Genomic DNA, 15,222 nt, shown 5'->3' with positions numbered 1-15,222 from the left:
AACCGAGGTGATCGAGATCGGGCAAGGGCGTTGATACTTGCGGCCAGTGCCGGGAGGGTGCGCGTTTCTCGACGCGAGCGCGGCGGGCCCGTCGGCTCCTCGTCGTGCCTCACCCTCGCAGTGACATCGACCTGCTTTGCTACAAGAAACTGCCGAAATCAACGACATGCGGCGCATCGGCCCCACCAAGAGCCTGTGCGGTGCGCACAAAGGCGGAAGAAATATCTATCTTCTTGACACATGGCGTCCGACGTGAGCTGGAATTATTGTGCATCAAGACCAACGCATCGTCACCATATTTGAAGGTGCCATTCATGTCCACAGCGGTCAAGAAACTTCTTCGAACCATACTGATCTCCGTCGCATTTGCCATCGGCATCATCAAACCAAGCGTCGCACAGGCCATCGTGGCCGGTGGCATGGCCGCGATCGACAGAACGTGGCCGGAAGTGCCGGGCGGATTCGACGATATGACATTTTCGATCACCGTCACACGAGAACCGGGATCGAACGGTAAAACATACTGGGCACACCAGTGGGGGTACACCGGCACCACCGATGGAGGATATATCGGCCTGCAGAGCAGAGACGGGAACGATAAGGCCCTGAATTTCTCGATCTGGGGAGCCACTAGCTGGCGCGACTCCGCAGGGGCCACATGCAACCTTTTCGGGCACGAGGGCAGCGGGGTGCAATGCTGGATAAACTACGCCTGGCAGCAAGGGGTAACCTATCAGATCACCCTGGCCAAATCGGGTACCGACGGCTGGACTGCGTCGATAACCAACACTCGAACCAGAGAGAACTCAACCGTCGCGACGATTGTGGTGCCGCCGAGTTACGGCGGACTCGCCGGACTGTCCGAGTGGGTGGAAAACTTCGCCCAGGGCGCTCAGCAACCGCCGTCCTGCTCCGCGGTTCCGGCCGCGACCGCCGTGTACGGCACGCCAACGGCCAACGGCGGCAAAGTGACACCGACCAGCAGCAACTCCTACACCTATGGAAATTGCGCCTGGATCGCCAAAACCTCCTGCACGACCGAGCAAGTGTGCACATTGAGCGTGAACCCGGACCAGCCGCCCCGGCGACTGACACCACGCAAATAGGCTGGCAATTGCTCGGCCGGTTCCTGCCGATAATAGGTCACCGCGCCAATCCTCACGCCCACGCGAGTTCGCGCGGCATCGAGCCGATAAGGAGCCTGCCCTAACAGAATCGGGCCGCGCTCGGCGCTGGAGACAAACGCACCGAAGCTTACAGGAAGAAGCAGTTAGTTTGTGCCGCCCGCACATAGACGTCCGCGGTCACACGTTGATACGTTTTGCGTCACCGAGGGTCGGTCCCACCCGAAAAAATGAGTGGCAGCCCATGTCACATTCACACGCAACTGTTCGATGGTCGGGCAGTGAACTCGGGTCGAGCGAAATTCTGGATTCGGGAATTTGTTCACGGATATGGAGATGTGAGAGTGATTGATCGTGCCGTGCGTAGCATATTCGACTGCGGTTATGCTCGGGTTACGTTATCGGATGTTCAGGCGCAGTTATTGCACGGGGCACTGTCGAAGTGTCGGGAGTTCTTCGCGATGCCGATCGAGAACAAGATGCGCCATGCCAGCGGAGACTTCAATTTCGGCTACCGGCCCATGGGCCGCGAGTATTCGAGCACAGTCGATCGTCCAGATCTCAACGACTGCTTTACGCTGTGGTCCGACAGGACCGATCTCATCACGCACTCGGAAGAGATCGAATCGCTGACCACAGCGATGCTCCGCTGGCGTGACTGTGCCGCCGAAGTGGTGGGCGACGTCGGAGCAGCCATCGCCCACCAGTTCTCTGGTGCTCTACCACCGTTCCGTGCCGCATCACACCTACAGGTGAATCACTACCGTGCCACGAAATTCGATCGAGATCTCCTCCAGGATTGTCACGAAGACGGCAATTTAATGACCGTTATCCACGCTGATGCGCCCGGTTTAGAGTTATTGGTCGACGGCCGCCCAGTTCCTGCCGAAACATGCCGTGACGAAATAATCCTCATGCCGGGGTCTGTTCTTCAGGATCTCACCGGTGGGCGCATCGCTCCGCTGGATCATTGTGTCCGTAATCTGCAACAAGGCGAGCGGACATCGATGATGTACTTCGTCAACCCGGAACTCAACGACCCTGTATTCCCGTGGGTCTACCACGAAAGCATGCCTGCGCCGGATCTGCGCGATAGAATCCGAGGAAACCCGTCGGCGTACGGCCTTCCTGACGTTCCGGTCCTCTGAAGTCTGGTTAGGTCTGAATGTCGGAAGATCTGCCGAAAGCACATGCCGCGGCCTGGGCGCTGGAACCGGATCTCGAAATCGTCGGCGATGACGTAGAAGTCGCTACTCCGTTTCTAGTTCTCGATCACGACAAGGTTGTCAAGACCGTCGCCGAGTTCACTACCGCGTTTCCTGGGGTGGACATTCATTATGCGGTCAAATGCAATCCCGCAATAGAACTGGTCCGTGAGTTACACAGAGTGGGCTGCGGCTTCGAGATCGCATCGATCTCGGAATTAGCTTTACTGGAATCCGCGGGGTGGCACCGGGTGATGTGTTGTTCAGCAACCCGGTGCGGCCACGATCTCACATCGCAGAAGCCCATCGTCGCGGCGTATGGCGATTCTGCACTGATTCGAGATCCGAGCTGGTCAAGCTGTCGGCTGCCGCGCCCGGTGCCGCCGTATACGTACGTTTGGCCACCAGGTCGGCCGCCAGCCTCGTGCCGAGCGAGGGCAAATTTGGTGTTGATCCATCCGTAGCCGCCGACCTGCTGGAGCGTGCCCACTCGCTCGGCCTTTCTCCGTACGGGATTTCGTTTCATGTCGGCTCGCAAATGACCGACCCACACGCATGGGATCAGCCCATATCGGATGCCATACATATCGCAAAGCAGTTGGCTGACAAGGGCATAAGGCTCGAGATGCTGGACATCGGCGGCGGTTTCCCCGCTCGCTACGGGTCTGATGTTCCCTCACTGACGGAGTTCGGTACTCACATCGCATGCTTGCTGGAAAATTTGCCGTATCCGATGAGCGTCGTCGCCGAGCCCGGCCGATCTCTCGTCGCGGAAGCCGGTGTTCTCGTGTGCAAGGTCATCCAAGTGGTGCGCCGGGCGGAAACCTGGTGGGTGCACACCGACCTAGGGGTTTTCAACGGAATGATGGAGGTGCTGGAATCGAACGGTCAGCTTCGGTACCCAATCACTTCATCATCCTCCGGGCACATGCGCACTTACCATGTCACCGGCCCTACCTGCGATAGCCAGGACACATTTGCGTTCGATGTGAATCTACCGGCCTCGCTCAGCGAGGGTGACCTCTTATTCATTCACTCCGCAGGAGCGTACACCACCGCATATTCAACTCGATTCAATGGATTCGACGAACCTACGACTGTACATCATTACTCACGCTAGACCCGTTTATCAGTGCGCTGCCGCTGGACATTCTTTTTCTTGCTCGGTCTCGGTAAGCATCGTGTGCCGCGAGCGGTGGCCATCCGGGCGTTTCTGGCGGAGGATGTTCGCTGCACCCGCCAGCGAACGCCAACTGTGCCGCTCTGGTCGGCCACCTATCCGAAAGTAGCATTTGGATTGCAATGTCCGTCGATAAGGCTAACGCTCACACCGAGCCGGTACTATTCCGAACGAACTGGTGGTGGCGATGGGCATTGGGTGCAGGATTTTCGCGAATAACCGAGCCGATGGCTACGCTGGCTTTGGTCGACCTCGGAACGTTCATTAGCGGATATTCTTATGGCGCTTTTCTCGTCAGCGTATATACCTTTTCGGGAGCGCTCACCGCAACGATCGGCGGAAGAATCCTGGATAATGCACGTCGTCAACGGTGTGCCGTCGGAGTGGTGACAGTATTATCTTTTCTATTGCATACCGCTCTCGCCTGCTCCGGGAATTTCCACATATCGCTCGTGGTCGTCACCATCGCCACGGCCGTCAGTGCCGCACTACCGGCTGGGCTGCATGGTCTGGCTCGCACAGTGCTGGTGCATTATGCGGATGCACGAGTGATCGACAGAGCATTCTCATGGGACTCGGTCATCACGGAATCGGCGTGGCTACTCGGATCGGCCGTCATCGTAGTATTGAGCCTGCTCCACAGCCCGTCGATCGGTGTTCTGGCCATGGCGATAACTTTTCTGGGCGTATATTTTTTCCTTGGGCCACTGGTGCCGCGAGATGGAAGACCGAAGTTCTCGACAGAGAGTATCGCCCGTCAGGGCTCGCTATGGTCCCATCGGGCGGCGTGGCCCAGCCTTGCAGACTCGATCGCGGTCGGTATGGTCGTCACCGGGATCGTTTCGGTCTTGCCGATCTTGCTTATACGTTCGGATGCGTCAGAGTCGTGGTCCGGCGTCCTTGTCGGCGTTCTGGCAGGTGCTGGCATTGTCGGAACTCTGTGCTACGAGAGGATTGCCAAACGAATCAGAGTTCATATCACTATCCAATCGTTCATCACACTGATCCTCATGGATGCCTGTGTTGTTTCGCTGGCTTTCTCGTGGACCTCCGCGCGATCGCCGCGTGGATAGGCGTCGCCGGTTTTTTCGTAACTGCACTGGACACGCAGCGTTTGATCAGTCTCGATGCATCTGTATCTGAATCACTACATACGCGCGGGTTTTCTGCGCAACATGCTCTGTTCGGACTCGGAGCAGCGATAAGCGCGGGGATACTCGCGGCCGTCGATGACATACATTGGGCATTGATCCTGATCGCTGCGGGCAGTGCCGCAATTTCCGCGATCGCAAATCTTTCTACCCGCAAGTCCATTGTATCGCGCGTATCTCTATTGACATGAAACGGATCGGTTGCGGTTCTTGATGTTTCGGGGGTGAGTGATGATCTCGGGATGGACATGCGCAGGCTCTCCCCGGACAGCAGGAAGCGTTGCGGATGCGGGTGATGGGTGCGTTGCAGGACGGTGTGACGTCCGCGGAGGTACAGGCATCAGCGATCAGACGATCTATGTCTGGCGTAAGCAGGATTTGATCGACTCGGGCCAGCTACAAGGCGCGACTCGCACCGAGCAGGTCGAGTTGTCGGCAGCGAAGCGGCGGATCCGAGAATTCGAGCAGGAGTAGCGATCCTGAAACGAGCGCGTGAGCTGCTGAAAGAGCCGGGGGGAGCAAAAGGTGATACGCGGCCATAGCCACGATGGCAGCCGAGGGTTTACCGGTGCAGGCCGCGTGCCGGCTCCTCGGTGTTGCTGAATCCGGGCTATTACCTGGGGCGATCGCGACCGCCGTCGCAGCGGTCGATCCGCCATGCCTGGCTGGTCGATCAGATCCGTGCCGTGCATGCCGCCTCGTGGGGCACTTACGGCGCGCATCGGGTGCACACGGTGGGCTGTTTCCTGTTGATCGACCCGGCTGAGGGCAATGCCACCGTCGCTGCGGGTCTGATCCGGTGATCGCTCCACGAAACTTCGGCGCGCCGCGCAGTGAACGGCAAGCGAATGATGTGGAGGTTGCCCGCGACGACACCGATGAGCGGCAGGTGTGAAAGCTGAAGGCCCTCGGTAGATATCTCTCGCTTGATCTGCCAAGAGATTTGCAGGTTCGGCCATCGGATGCGCAAAGCCCGCCCAAGCGTGGAGACCGTCCGCATCAGTGTTTTGGATTACAGAGATAACCGTTGATTTGCTGAGTTAGCCTTGCGATTGCGCAAGGCAAGTCCCTGCCGAATCGGATATCCGAGAGGTGCGTCAGCATGTCGATCCTGAAGAAGACTGCGATAGCCGCCCTGTGGCTGCCGTCGACGCCGTCCCGTTCGTCGCCACCCAGACCGCGTCCGTCATGAATCTATGACAGCCGCTCGGTGAGGTCTCAGCGGCCGTATGGCCGGACTTTCGTCCGCGCCCGATGGCCGGACTCTCTAGCCGCTGTTGTCATTTCGGCTCGGCGCGTTGAGCGCGGAGATCTGGCTCAGCGAGCGTTTGTACCACTACCGTTCTACGCGGGCTTGCGAAGTGCCAGCGAAACCGTGCCCGCGGTCAGACATTGTAATCGCCAGACCAAACGAAAGGGTAAGGTGCACAATGAAGATCAGCAAATCCATGATTGCGGCGGGGTCGGCTTGCGCGATGGCCGCCGGTATCGTCATGATCAGCGCGCCCGCTCACGCCGATCAATTCACGTCGTGCAATGGTGGAACCCTGAAATTCAACACCAGTCCCATCGGCCCGGCCAGTGCTCCGGTGAACGGTACTCTGAATGCGACGTTCACGGGCTGTTCCGGCGATACCGGCGGGGCGGGTACGGCAGCGGGAACCTTCAACGGCCAGGCCGCCTGCGGCGGTGCGGGCGTTCTGGTGGACGCCGATCTGAATTGGGCCAACGGAAAGCGCACGCATGTATCCGGTCCGTGGCACATGCAAAACCTCACGTTTTCAAACTCGGAGACGAACACCCTGCCAGTGACGGGCGGCGACGGTAGCGGAACACTTGCGGTCACCGTTGGCCAGATTTCCAACGTCGGCCAAACCGTCCCGGATTGCCTTGCCGGGCAGGCGCGTTCGTTCGAGATGCCGATCACGAATCTGGTTGTCGGCTGATTCGGGATTCGGGCCGCTGAGTTCGTGGCCACCGTCCGCGTTACGTCGGGCGGTGGCCACCACTACCCGATATCCCGGTCGATTGTTCATTGGGGTCTGTTCCAAGGCGCGCTCGACGCTGCGATGAACACCCAGGCCGTGACGGTCGAGCAAGCGGTTTCGGGGATCGAGTCGCGATACCCTTTTACCGGGTGCCCGCACCGCACATCGGTAACTAGACCGAGCCGACCGGCAGTGTTGACCCACATATCAGCGCTGCATCGGTGGCTTCGAGTTGCTGGGACGGTGGAAGGCGGCGGTGCCGCAGGCGGCGAGTGCCATGAAGATCGCCGGGATGGCCATGGCGGTGGCGAGGCCGTAGTGGTTGGCGATGAAGCCGATGAGGACTGGGCCGGTGAAGAATCCGAGGTAGCCGACGATCGAGATATTGGCGATGGCCTGGGCGGTGGGTATTCCGGTCACGGTTGCGGTGGCGGAGAAGATCAGCGGCAGTGTGAAGGAAATGCCGAGCCCGAACAGCGCGATACCGACGAGTGCCGGGGTTGTGCCGCCGACAAGCAGTGCGGTGGTCATTGCGGTGGCGGCGGTGAGTGTGGCGGCCAGGTATGGGCGAGCCGAACCTAACACGGTGACCAGCCGGTCGCCGAGGAGGCGGCCGATGAACATCGCTGCGGCGAAAACCGCGAATCCCAGTGCAGCGACGGTGGTTGTGGCGCCGGTGGCGTCGTGGATGTAGACGGCGGTCCAGTCGTTGGCGGCGCCCTCGGCCAGTGCGACACAAAAAGCCAGTGAACCGAGCACGATCAACCGGGTCGGCCAGCGCCGCCAACGTTGTGTGGCTTGCGGATCGGGTGCGATATCGGAGAGGCGATCGACAGTCGACGGCAGCAGTCTGCGGGTACCTATGGCGGCTGCCGCGGCAACGGCAACCGAAACTCCGGCGAGGTGACCACCGAGGGACAGCTGTATCCGTTCGGCGGCCGCACCAGCCGAAGCGCCGGTGATCATTCCGAGGCTGTGGCAGGCGTGGATCCCCGACAGCAGCGGTTGTGCACTCGTTTTTTCGACTGCGATCCCGTGCGCGTTCATGGCGATGTCCACGACACTGTTGGCGACTGCGAAGATAGCGACGGTCACGGTCAGCACCGTCAGATTGTTCGCCGCCGACAGCCCGTACAGTGCGAGCGCGAACAATGGCATCGTCGCCCGCAGGGTGGCTCGGCTACCGAAGCGCAGGGTGATGATTTTGCCGAGTTGCAGGCCGAGCACCGCGCCGAGGTTCAGCCCGGCGAAGGCAACGGCCAAACCCGCATCGTCGAGATCGAGCTTCGCCTTGATAGTTGGGGTACGTGCCGCCCACGTCGCGAAGAGCAGGCCGGTCAGAAAGAACATCAGCCGGACCGACCACAGAGCGGCACGCCAACCGCCGATCTGCTGCCCTGCGGTCGGTATCGACATCAACGAACTCCTAAGTTAGTTCCGGTTGGCCGGATGCATTACCCGAGTCATGCCTTGGCAGTTACTGGTTGCTGGGCGAATAGCCTGGCCACCATTTGGCCGCTGTCTCCGCGGTCGCGCCGAATGCTCGTGCGGCCAGCTCGTGGGCATCGGTGTCAGTGAGGCCGGTGCCGTTCAGCGTCGGACGCGCGGTGCGGAGTACGTCGGTCAGGCTGTCCTCGGCGGCCGACAAGGTCAGTGCGATGTCTTCGGCGGAGGTAGCCGCTGAAATCATGTGGACTCCGCCGTATTCCATGAGCACTCCACGGCGCAGCAGTCCCGCGTAGAAGCTTTCGCCGATTTCGTTGTCGCCGAACAGCACCCGGAACATCGACGGCCAGGAGAACGCGATCGCGGGGACCGACGTGCGCTCGAACAGGTCGTTCAGTCCCGAGATCAGAGCGCGGCCGACATCGTGCATCCTGCCGATCGGATCCTCGGTGCGGAACGCGTTCAATGAAGCCGCCGCCGCGGCGAACGGTGTCACCTCCCGCTGATAGGTGTAGCCGAGATAGGCGGGCTCGGCACCGTCGAATACTTCCGCCCGACCAACGACAGCCGATAGCGCCATGCCGTTCGCGAGCCCCTTGCTCAGGGTGATCAGGTCCGGCTGAATATCAGCGGCGACCGCGTATCCGCCCAGTTGATACCGGAAACCGGTCATCACCTCATCCAGGATGAGCAAACACCCGTGGCCGCGGACCAGTTGTGCCAGTTCTACGTGGTAGGCGTGGGGGAAGAAGTTGACCTCGGGGGTGATGAAAACACCTGCGACCTCGTTCCAGCGCTCGGCGAGCAGATCAGCGAGTCGTTGCAGGTCGTATCCGAAGTCGATGGTCTCCGGGTCACGGTTGGGCAGACCACCGAACGTCGATTGCAGGTGCCAGTCGTGCCACCCGTGAAAACCGCTCGTCAACAGCAGACTACGGCCGGTGTGTACCCGGCAGATGCGCGCCGCTGCCGTGGTCGCGCAGGAGCCGGTGCGAAAGAAGCGGACTCGATCGGCGAACGGGAAAAGCGGCAGCAACTGTTCGGCGGTTTGGATCCGCGCCGCGGAGAGTGTGGATGGGACGATTCCTCCGGTACGCAGCGCGCCGATCGCGGCTTCGATGACCGCCGGATGTCCGACACCCAGTGGCGCCGCTCCGCTGCAGGAGGTGTAGTCGATATAGCGTTTCCCATCGGCGTCCCAGATGTGACAGCCCTCGGCGCGGTCGGCGACGACGGGGAATCGCTTCTCCAAATCCCAACGCGGACTGGTAGTCACCGCGTTGGCCCGGTCCAGCAGTGCAGACATTGTCGACATGTCGAACTCCCTCAGTGTGTTGACGCCAGCAAGTCGGTCGATTCGATGGATGGGGTGGTCTGCGGCCGGTGACGCCCGGTCAGCTCGCGCGCGATCCGCAGGGCGTTCGCTTGGATGGTCAGGACCGGATTGACACCACCTGCGAACGGAAAGGTGCTCGCGTCGACGATGTGGACGTTGTCGATGTCGTGCAGTCGGCCGTCCCGATTTGTGACCGACTCGCCGGGGTCCTTGCCCGCCCGGCAGGTACCGTGCAGATGTCGACTGCCGCGATGGAACTCGGTGGGCTCGAAGCGAATTCGATCAGCACCTGCCGCGCGCAGAATGTCTGCCGCGCGTTCCGCCAAGAATCGCATCCGCGCGGCATCGCGTGGATGAGTTCGGTAGTCGAGCATCACCCCGGGCACCCCGAACTCGTCACAGACCTTCGCCAACCGGACACGGTTGCGCTCCATCGGATGATCACCCGCCAGCACGTGCAGACGTAACGTGTTCGCGTCCGCGCTGATCACCGGATTGGCTTGATAAATCGTGCCGCCGAGCAATCCGGGCACATCCGAATGCAGGTAGTAGTCGGTGAACGCGACAGTGGAATGCGGTCCACCGGAGGGGTTTTCGTTAGCATCGCGTACCCGGCCGCTGAGATAGCAGCTGAACTTGAGCGACAGACCCGCACCGAGCAATCCGGAGCTGTTGCCGATTCCGTTCGGAGCCCATCGCGTCGTCGACGCCAACAGCAACCGTGCCGTCTGAACAGCGTTGGCCGCCAACAGAAAAGCTTCCGCACGCGTTGTGTTCCGCTGCGCTGATGCGGTGTCTATCCACTCGACTGCATCCACCCGATGCACCCGCCCGCCGAGCAAACGAACTGCCCGCGCCCCGGTACGAATCGTCATCGGAACTCGCGTCGGATTCAGGATCGTCTGTACCGCATCACCTTTCGCTCCGGTCGGGCAGGACCGTTCGGTGCAACCGCTGCATCCCACGCAGGCCGGACGTCCGCTGGCGGGCAGCGAATTGATGGCCAACGGAGTTGCGAACGGCGATAACCCCATTCGCTGACCAGCCTCCGCGATCAACCGGCCACGGCGATCGTAATCATGTGGTGGCAACGCGGTTGACGCCGATGGAGGCTGCCAGGGATCACCATCGGCGGATCGGGCTACTCCGAGCCGATGCTCGATCTCGTCGTAGTAGCCACGCAGCACCTGGTAATCGAGCGGCCAACTCGCCGGGAGCGCATCGGCGGCGAGAAATGGATCCACCGCGAAATCCAGCTCCCGATACCGAAACGCGATACCGGCGAAGAACATCGTCCCGCCACCGAGCCCGCGGGCCGTCCAAGGATTGGCAGTTCGCGACGGATCCCCTGGTGCCAGCGCCATTTGCCACCCCGACTCCGCGGTGCGCAAATCACTTCCCGGCGCGACACGTTCGCCTTCCTCCAGGACCAACACCGAGTAACCGGCCAGCGCAAGCTCCGTCGCGGCGACGAGCCCGCTGGCCCCACCACCGATTACACAATAGTCGTAATGATCTCTGACATCGGAACCCATAGTTCCCCCTTCGTTCGCGCCTACCGGATGAGCGCGAAACTGATTGCAACACAGTCGATTACAGCCTGACCGAGGACTCGGCTCCGTATATAGCGCAGTCGTTACGATAGTCAATTCTGTTCTGAATGGAAGTAAATGGAGATTAAATAGCAAGTTATCTCAAGGTAATTTGAGATCGCTGATCGATAGCCGCCATGAGATTAGATGGCGATAGACACGGACTTTCAAGGACCCGATGTCCGAGCCTGTTGCGGAATTCGGCGATATGGGGACCGTGTGACAGAACTTTGCCGCGGGGATACCCGTCGAACCATCGAGCAGTGTGACGTCGGCCACGATCGATGTTGGTCGCGGTACTGAGCAAGAGAACCCAAGGACCGGTACGTGCCACACGCCCGATGGTGACAACCATCCTCCACATTCGAGTCGGCCAAGCGTGCGGAGGGAGCGTCTCCTGCGGGCGCCGACGAACTGATCGCCATTGTCAGTAGAGGATGTGTTGTTTGTCGAAGCGGCCGTCGCAGATCGACGCAAGTAAGAAGGTGGCTGCGTGTCGACGGCAGACCGTGGCCTCGCTGCCGCCGCGCAGGAATCCGTAGCGGTCGCCGCCATAGATGGCCTGCTTGCTCTGGGATAATCCAGAGCTCACGAGGCCGCATGTGGGACCGGCCCAGCTCGTTTCAAGTCCCGGCTTACGTTATCTGGCGCTGGCTGGTTCACTCTGAACCGTGTCGGATTTTGCAGACCCTATGAGCTGGACGCCATCTGCCGCCGGGGCATCGCTGTGGGTTCTCGCCGCGGACAGTGCGAGCTACTTGTCGAACAACGGAGTCCGTAAGGGTGAGTTCTTGATTCGCGCCAATCTGATCATGGAGGTGGCGGGCAGGCGTCACCTGTACGAAGCTGGGCCTCGGTGTGAAGTGACGGCGCAGATCGCCGGGGAGAAGTACGACCGAACCTTGGTCGTTATGGACGAAGTCGAGACCGCAGCTGGTGTGCGCGATTCCCTGGCGGCCGAGAAATGCGTCAAGGCAATGGCACGTGATCTCGTTGCCGCGATCGTCAGCTATGGAGACGTTGGTGGCGTTCTGGCCCTGTCGTCAACTGGAACTGTCACCTACGAGCCCCCATCGGCTGACTGAAGATGAGGGTGCAACATGATCCGGCGTTTTCGGCGGCAACGTCCTTCAGGTCCTGGGTACCCAGTTCGATGACGTTTGTTCAGTAGCGATGGGAGCGCGCGAGATCGCTGCCGCGAGGTTCCTCCGCGAGTCCGACAGGTCACCGACGGAATACGTTGTCCGGGGCGAACTCTAGGTCGAGGACGCCCTTGCGGAACGCGGTCCACTCGGTTTCGTTGAAGGTGAGCGACACGTTGCTGTCGTTATCGGAGACATGCCAATGCTCTTCTCGTACAACAACACTCACACGGCCGTTGCTGTTGGCCAGTTTGTCGGCGGCAACCTCGTCCTGCCATGCGTTCCACTCGGTGGGGGTGAACAGAATAGCGGGACTGTTTGCGATCTTGCTGTGCGTGACTTCGACCAGCTCGGTCGCCGTGCCCGAAGCGTCGCTGATGAAATCAACTGCAACGCAACCGCTTCCGTGATCACTGTAGGTGCTCGTTCGGCGGCCGGCGCGCTTCGGGGTTGGCACTGCTCACTCCAGGTGGGTCGGTTATGCGATGATGCGCGCTCGGATCGCCGCCGCAGTAGCGTTAGGATCGAGCGCGCATGCTCGTAGTTTGTCCAGAACCCGAGTGTACCCAGCGACTTCATCGGGATCTTGGACGTACACCGCGCCGTGCAGCATCTCGATGTAGGCGATCGAACTGGCCTCGCTGAATTGCAAGACAACGAATCTCCCGGCCACTGCGTCGTGTCGCCCGATGCTGGTCGGCAGAAGGCGCAGCGATACGTTCTCCAGCATGCTCAAGTCGAGTAGATGCCTGTACTGGTCATTCATTACGTCTTGGCCACCGAATGGTCGGTCGAGTGCCGCTTCCTCCAGGAAGACCTCGAGCACCAGTCGTTCGTCATCCTCGGTGATCCTGCGTTGCCGCCCCTGCCGCAACGCGGCGACTCGTTCGTAATGGTCCGGACGAACCCGCATGTCACCTTCGGTAGCCGCGAAGCTGTAGTCGGCGGTCTGCACGAGCGCGGGCAAAACCTGTGGCGCGTAGACGTGTTCGTGTGTCGCAAGCCCTTCGAGGCCGACGAAGGTCTTGAGCCAGTCCGGAACGACGTCCGTCCATGGTGCCCACCAGGTTGCGCCGACAGCTGACCCAGCGAGTGCGCATAGACGATCGACATCGGCTCGCCCAGCGCCGTAGTAGGTCAGCAGCTGCTCGACCTCGTCGGGGCGTTGCTGATTGCGGCCGTTCTCCATGTTGTGGATCTTGGCCTGTGAGCACCCGAGTTCCTTCGCGGCTTCGCTGATAGTTCTGCCTGCGCGCTTGCGATATGCGGCAAGCTCGACGCCAACCAGGTACGCAACGGCGTCTGGGTCTTCCCGACTGGCCACGTGGCTCCTCCTCGTTGTCTCGTCGAACAGTTTTGCATCGGCCGGGGCAGATCTTGTCGTATCCGATAGACAGGGGGTGTTAGCAGCCATAGTCCGTCTTGATGACACGCCACGTAAAGGTTCATGTATTGATTCAGGTGAAAATTCATGTGAAAATGGCCACAGTGGCCATGCCGGATCTATCGGTTGGCCGATTTCAAATACGGGCGGTAGGGCGCCGAACAGCACGCCGGCGCTCGGGCCGTGATTGTGCCGGTCCGGTCGGCTCGGCGTGACCAAGGTGGATGTCGATGATTGCTGAGATCGGCGAAAACTCCATTTCAGATGCTGCTCACGGCGCGGGCCCGGCTCGTCGGGCGTCCGCATGGGGTTGTCGATTGCGCGCGTACCGCAAAGACGTGCTGAAGCTGAACCAGCAGGAGTTCGCCGCCGCGCTGAACACCAAGGGCGCCGAGTTGGGCCTCAAACTTTCCTGCGAGCAGCAGCATGTGTCCCGCTGGGAATGTGGTGCGGTCCAGCAGCCTGGCCCCGACTACGCGGTCGCCCTTCGCGAACTCGGTGCGCCTACCCCGGAAGCTATGGCCGCGGAGCAAGATGCCGAATTCGATGGTGACTGCGTACCGAACCATTTGATGCCCGATGTGCTGGCTGTGGTGGAGGCTGATCGTCGAAGGTTCCTCGCCGCAATCGCCGCTGCGGTGACAGTAGGTCTGACAGTGGAATTGGTGCCCTGGCTTCCCAAAGGCTCTGTGCACGTGCCGGTTCCAGGCAAAGTCGGAATGGCGGACGTCGAATTCGTTCGGCGAGTCACCGCGAGCCTCCGAGGCCTCGATCAGCGACACGGTGGTCTGTCCGTTGTCGATTCCGCGTTGGGCCTGCTGAATTGGAGTCGAGGTCTGCTGGGGCATTGTGAGGAGGAGACGACTGCTGTATCGATGTCGGTAGCGTTGGCCGATCTTGCACGCCTGGCTGGCTGGGCTTATCACGACATCGGCGAGCACGGCCTCGCTCGGAGCTACCTCACCCTTGCGCTGTCGTACGCACGAAGCGTGGGCGCAGACAGCCTCACCGCATCGATCTTGTACGTACTGGGGCGGATGAGTCTGGCCGAGCGTCGGCCACGTGAGGCGTTGCGGATGTTCCAGCTCGGTCAGATATCCGCGCAGGACGCATCGAATGCCGGTGAGTCTGCGCGGCTGCACACCAACGTGGCGTGGGCGCACGCGATGATGGGGAATCGGCGGCAGATGCATGATTCGTTGGCCAGGGCTGAGCACGAGATCAGCCAAGTCGGTGCGACGGATATGGATCCATGGAACGCAGTCTTCTTCACTACCGGTGAACAGGCCGGCCTCATGTCAGTCATCTTCAACGAGCTGGCGCTGGCGTCCGATGATCCAAAAATCGCGCAGCAGTACACGATTCACGCCTTGCAGCGAGCTACGGATTCGCTCGGGTCGTCGGCCGATGACCGACCGATCCGCAGTCTGGCATTCGATCACACCACTTCGGCGGCTTGCCTATTCCGGCTTGGCGACATCGGCTCTGCCGTCGCCTCCGCCGATATGGCGCTCGCCCTTACCGGTGAGGTGCTCAGCGCTCGTGTCGTGGATCGGCTGCGAACGATGAGCGTTGGGGCACAAGCTTTTCGGAAGCGCGCCGATGTGCGGGAAATCTGTTACCAGGTCAACCAGCTCGCATTGCCCGCACCGAGGACATTGACGAATTAAGGGC

13 protein-coding genes and 1 pseudogene are annotated in these 15,222 nt (G+C 60.8%); 8 read left to right on the top strand and 6 right to left on the bottom strand.

What is annotated here, in order from left to right; all coding sequences use genetic code 11:
• The first annotated feature begins 314 nt into the window (after nucleotides 1–314).
• The 6 genes and pseudogenes from F5544_RS30875 (at nucleotide 315) to F5544_RS30850 (ending at nucleotide 6,606) form a co-directional block, all read left to right on the top strand.
• The gene (locus F5544_RS30875; protein ID WP_167476433.1) at nucleotides 315–1,106 is read left to right on the top strand and encodes a DUF3472 domain-containing protein; all 792 of its coding nucleotides are present in this window, start codon (nucleotides 315–317) and stop codon (nucleotides 1,104–1,106) included.
• A gap of 362 nt (nucleotides 1,107–1,468) precedes the next feature.
• Nucleotides 1,469–2,272 (top strand): isopenicillin N synthase family oxygenase, encoded by an 804-nt coding sequence (locus F5544_RS30870; protein ID WP_167476432.1) that lies wholly within the window; start codon nucleotides 1,469–1,471, stop codon nucleotides 2,270–2,272.
• 17 nt (nucleotides 2,273–2,289) lie between these two features.
• A pseudogene (locus F5544_RS30865) lies at nucleotides 2,290–3,449 on the top strand (type III PLP-dependent enzyme).
• Between the two features lie 182 nt (nucleotides 3,450–3,631).
• Nucleotides 3,632–4,582, top strand: a complete 951-nt coding sequence (locus F5544_RS30860; protein WP_167476430.1) for an MFS transporter — start codon at nucleotides 3,632–3,634, stop codon at nucleotides 4,580–4,582.
• 671 nt (nucleotides 4,583–5,253) lie between these two features.
• Nucleotides 5,254–5,463, top strand: a complete 210-nt coding sequence (locus tag F5544_RS30855) for a hypothetical protein (protein WP_167476429.1) — start codon at nucleotides 5,254–5,256, stop codon at nucleotides 5,461–5,463.
• A 627-nt stretch (nucleotides 5,464–6,090) separates the two neighbouring features.
• Entirely contained in the window at nucleotides 6,091–6,606 is a 516-nt protein-coding gene (locus F5544_RS30850) for a hypothetical protein (protein WP_167476428.1), read from the top strand.
• Between the two features lie 249 nt (nucleotides 6,607–6,855).
• On the opposite strand, the gene F5544_RS30845 is transcribed toward F5544_RS30850, so the two are convergent.
• The 4 genes from F5544_RS30845 to F5544_RS30830 form a co-directional block, all read right to left on the bottom strand.
• Nucleotides 6,856–8,064 (bottom strand): MFS transporter, encoded by a 1,209-nt coding sequence (locus tag F5544_RS30845; protein ID WP_167476427.1) that lies wholly within the window; start codon nucleotides 8,062–8,064, stop codon nucleotides 6,856–6,858.
• A gap of 61 nt (nucleotides 8,065–8,125) precedes the next feature.
• Nucleotides 8,126–9,409, bottom strand: a complete 1,284-nt coding sequence (locus tag F5544_RS30840; RefSeq protein ID WP_167476426.1) for an aminotransferase class III-fold pyridoxal phosphate-dependent enzyme — start codon at nucleotides 9,407–9,409, stop codon at nucleotides 8,126–8,128.
• A gap of 11 nt (nucleotides 9,410–9,420) precedes the next feature.
• Entirely contained in the window at nucleotides 9,421–11,118 is a 1,698-nt protein-coding gene (locus tag F5544_RS30835) for an FAD-dependent oxidoreductase (protein ID WP_167476425.1), read from the bottom strand.
• 331 nt (nucleotides 11,119–11,449) lie between these two features.
• Complete coding sequence (locus F5544_RS30830) at nucleotides 11,450–11,614, bottom strand: hypothetical protein (protein ID WP_167476424.1); 165 nt, start codon at nucleotides 11,612–11,614, stop codon at nucleotides 11,450–11,452.
• 79 nt (nucleotides 11,615–11,693) lie between these two features.
• On the opposite strand from F5544_RS30830, the gene F5544_RS30825 reads away from it, so the two are divergent.
• Nucleotides 11,694–12,107: a hypothetical protein gene (locus tag F5544_RS30825; RefSeq protein ID WP_167476423.1), complete on the top strand. Its 414-nt coding sequence runs from the start codon at nucleotides 11,694–11,696 to the stop codon at nucleotides 12,105–12,107.
• Between the two features lie 139 nt (nucleotides 12,108–12,246).
• Here F5544_RS30825 and F5544_RS30820 read toward each other — a convergent pair whose 3' ends face one another.
• Nucleotides 12,247–12,621: a DUF397 domain-containing protein gene (locus F5544_RS30820; protein ID WP_167476422.1), complete on the bottom strand. Its 375-nt coding sequence runs from the start codon at nucleotides 12,619–12,621 to the stop codon at nucleotides 12,247–12,249.
• 21 nt (nucleotides 12,622–12,642) lie between these two features.
• Nucleotides 12,643–13,488: a helix-turn-helix domain-containing protein gene (locus tag F5544_RS30815; protein WP_167476421.1), complete on the bottom strand. Its 846-nt coding sequence runs from the start codon at nucleotides 13,486–13,488 to the stop codon at nucleotides 12,643–12,645.
• A gap of 290 nt (nucleotides 13,489–13,778) precedes the next feature.
• Between F5544_RS30815 and F5544_RS30810 the strand changes: the two genes are divergently transcribed.
• Nucleotides 13,779–15,218 (top strand): hypothetical protein, encoded by a 1,440-nt coding sequence (locus F5544_RS30810; protein ID WP_167476420.1) that lies wholly within the window; start codon nucleotides 13,779–13,781, stop codon nucleotides 15,216–15,218.
• Nucleotides 15,219–15,222 lie beyond the last annotated feature (4 nt).

Origin of the sequence: Nocardia arthritidis (genome assembly GCF_011801145.1) — a bacterium.
GTDB classification, from domain to species: domain Bacteria; phylum Actinomycetota; class Actinomycetes; order Mycobacteriales; family Mycobacteriaceae; genus Nocardia; species Nocardia arthritidis_A.
The sequence above is the reverse complement of the archived record's forward strand: the minus strand, read 5'-3'. Positions and strand labels throughout refer to the sequence as shown.

What these genes read in the sequence shown, in the direction of transcription:
- F5544_RS30875 (WP_167476433.1), top strand. Translation starts at nt 315, where the DNA reads ATGTCCACAGCGGTCAAGAAACTTCTTCGAACCATACTGATCTCCGTC.
- F5544_RS30840 (WP_167476426.1), bottom strand. Translation starts at nt 9,409, where the DNA reads ATGTCGACAATGTCTGCACTGCTGGACCGGGCCAACGCGGTGACTACC.
- F5544_RS30810 (WP_167476420.1), top strand. Translation starts at nt 13,779, where the DNA reads ATGATTGCTGAGATCGGCGAAAACTCCATTTCAGATGCTGCTCACGGC.
- F5544_RS30845 (WP_167476427.1), bottom strand. Translation starts at nt 8,064, where the DNA reads ATGTCGATACCGACCGCAGGGCAGCAGATCGGCGGTTGGCGTGCCGCT.
- F5544_RS30850 (WP_167476428.1), top strand. Translation starts at nt 6,091, where the DNA reads ATGAAGATCAGCAAATCCATGATTGCGGCGGGGTCGGCTTGCGCGATG.
- F5544_RS30860 (WP_167476430.1), top strand. Translation starts at nt 3,632, where the DNA reads ATGTCCGTCGATAAGGCTAACGCTCACACCGAGCCGGTACTATTCCGA.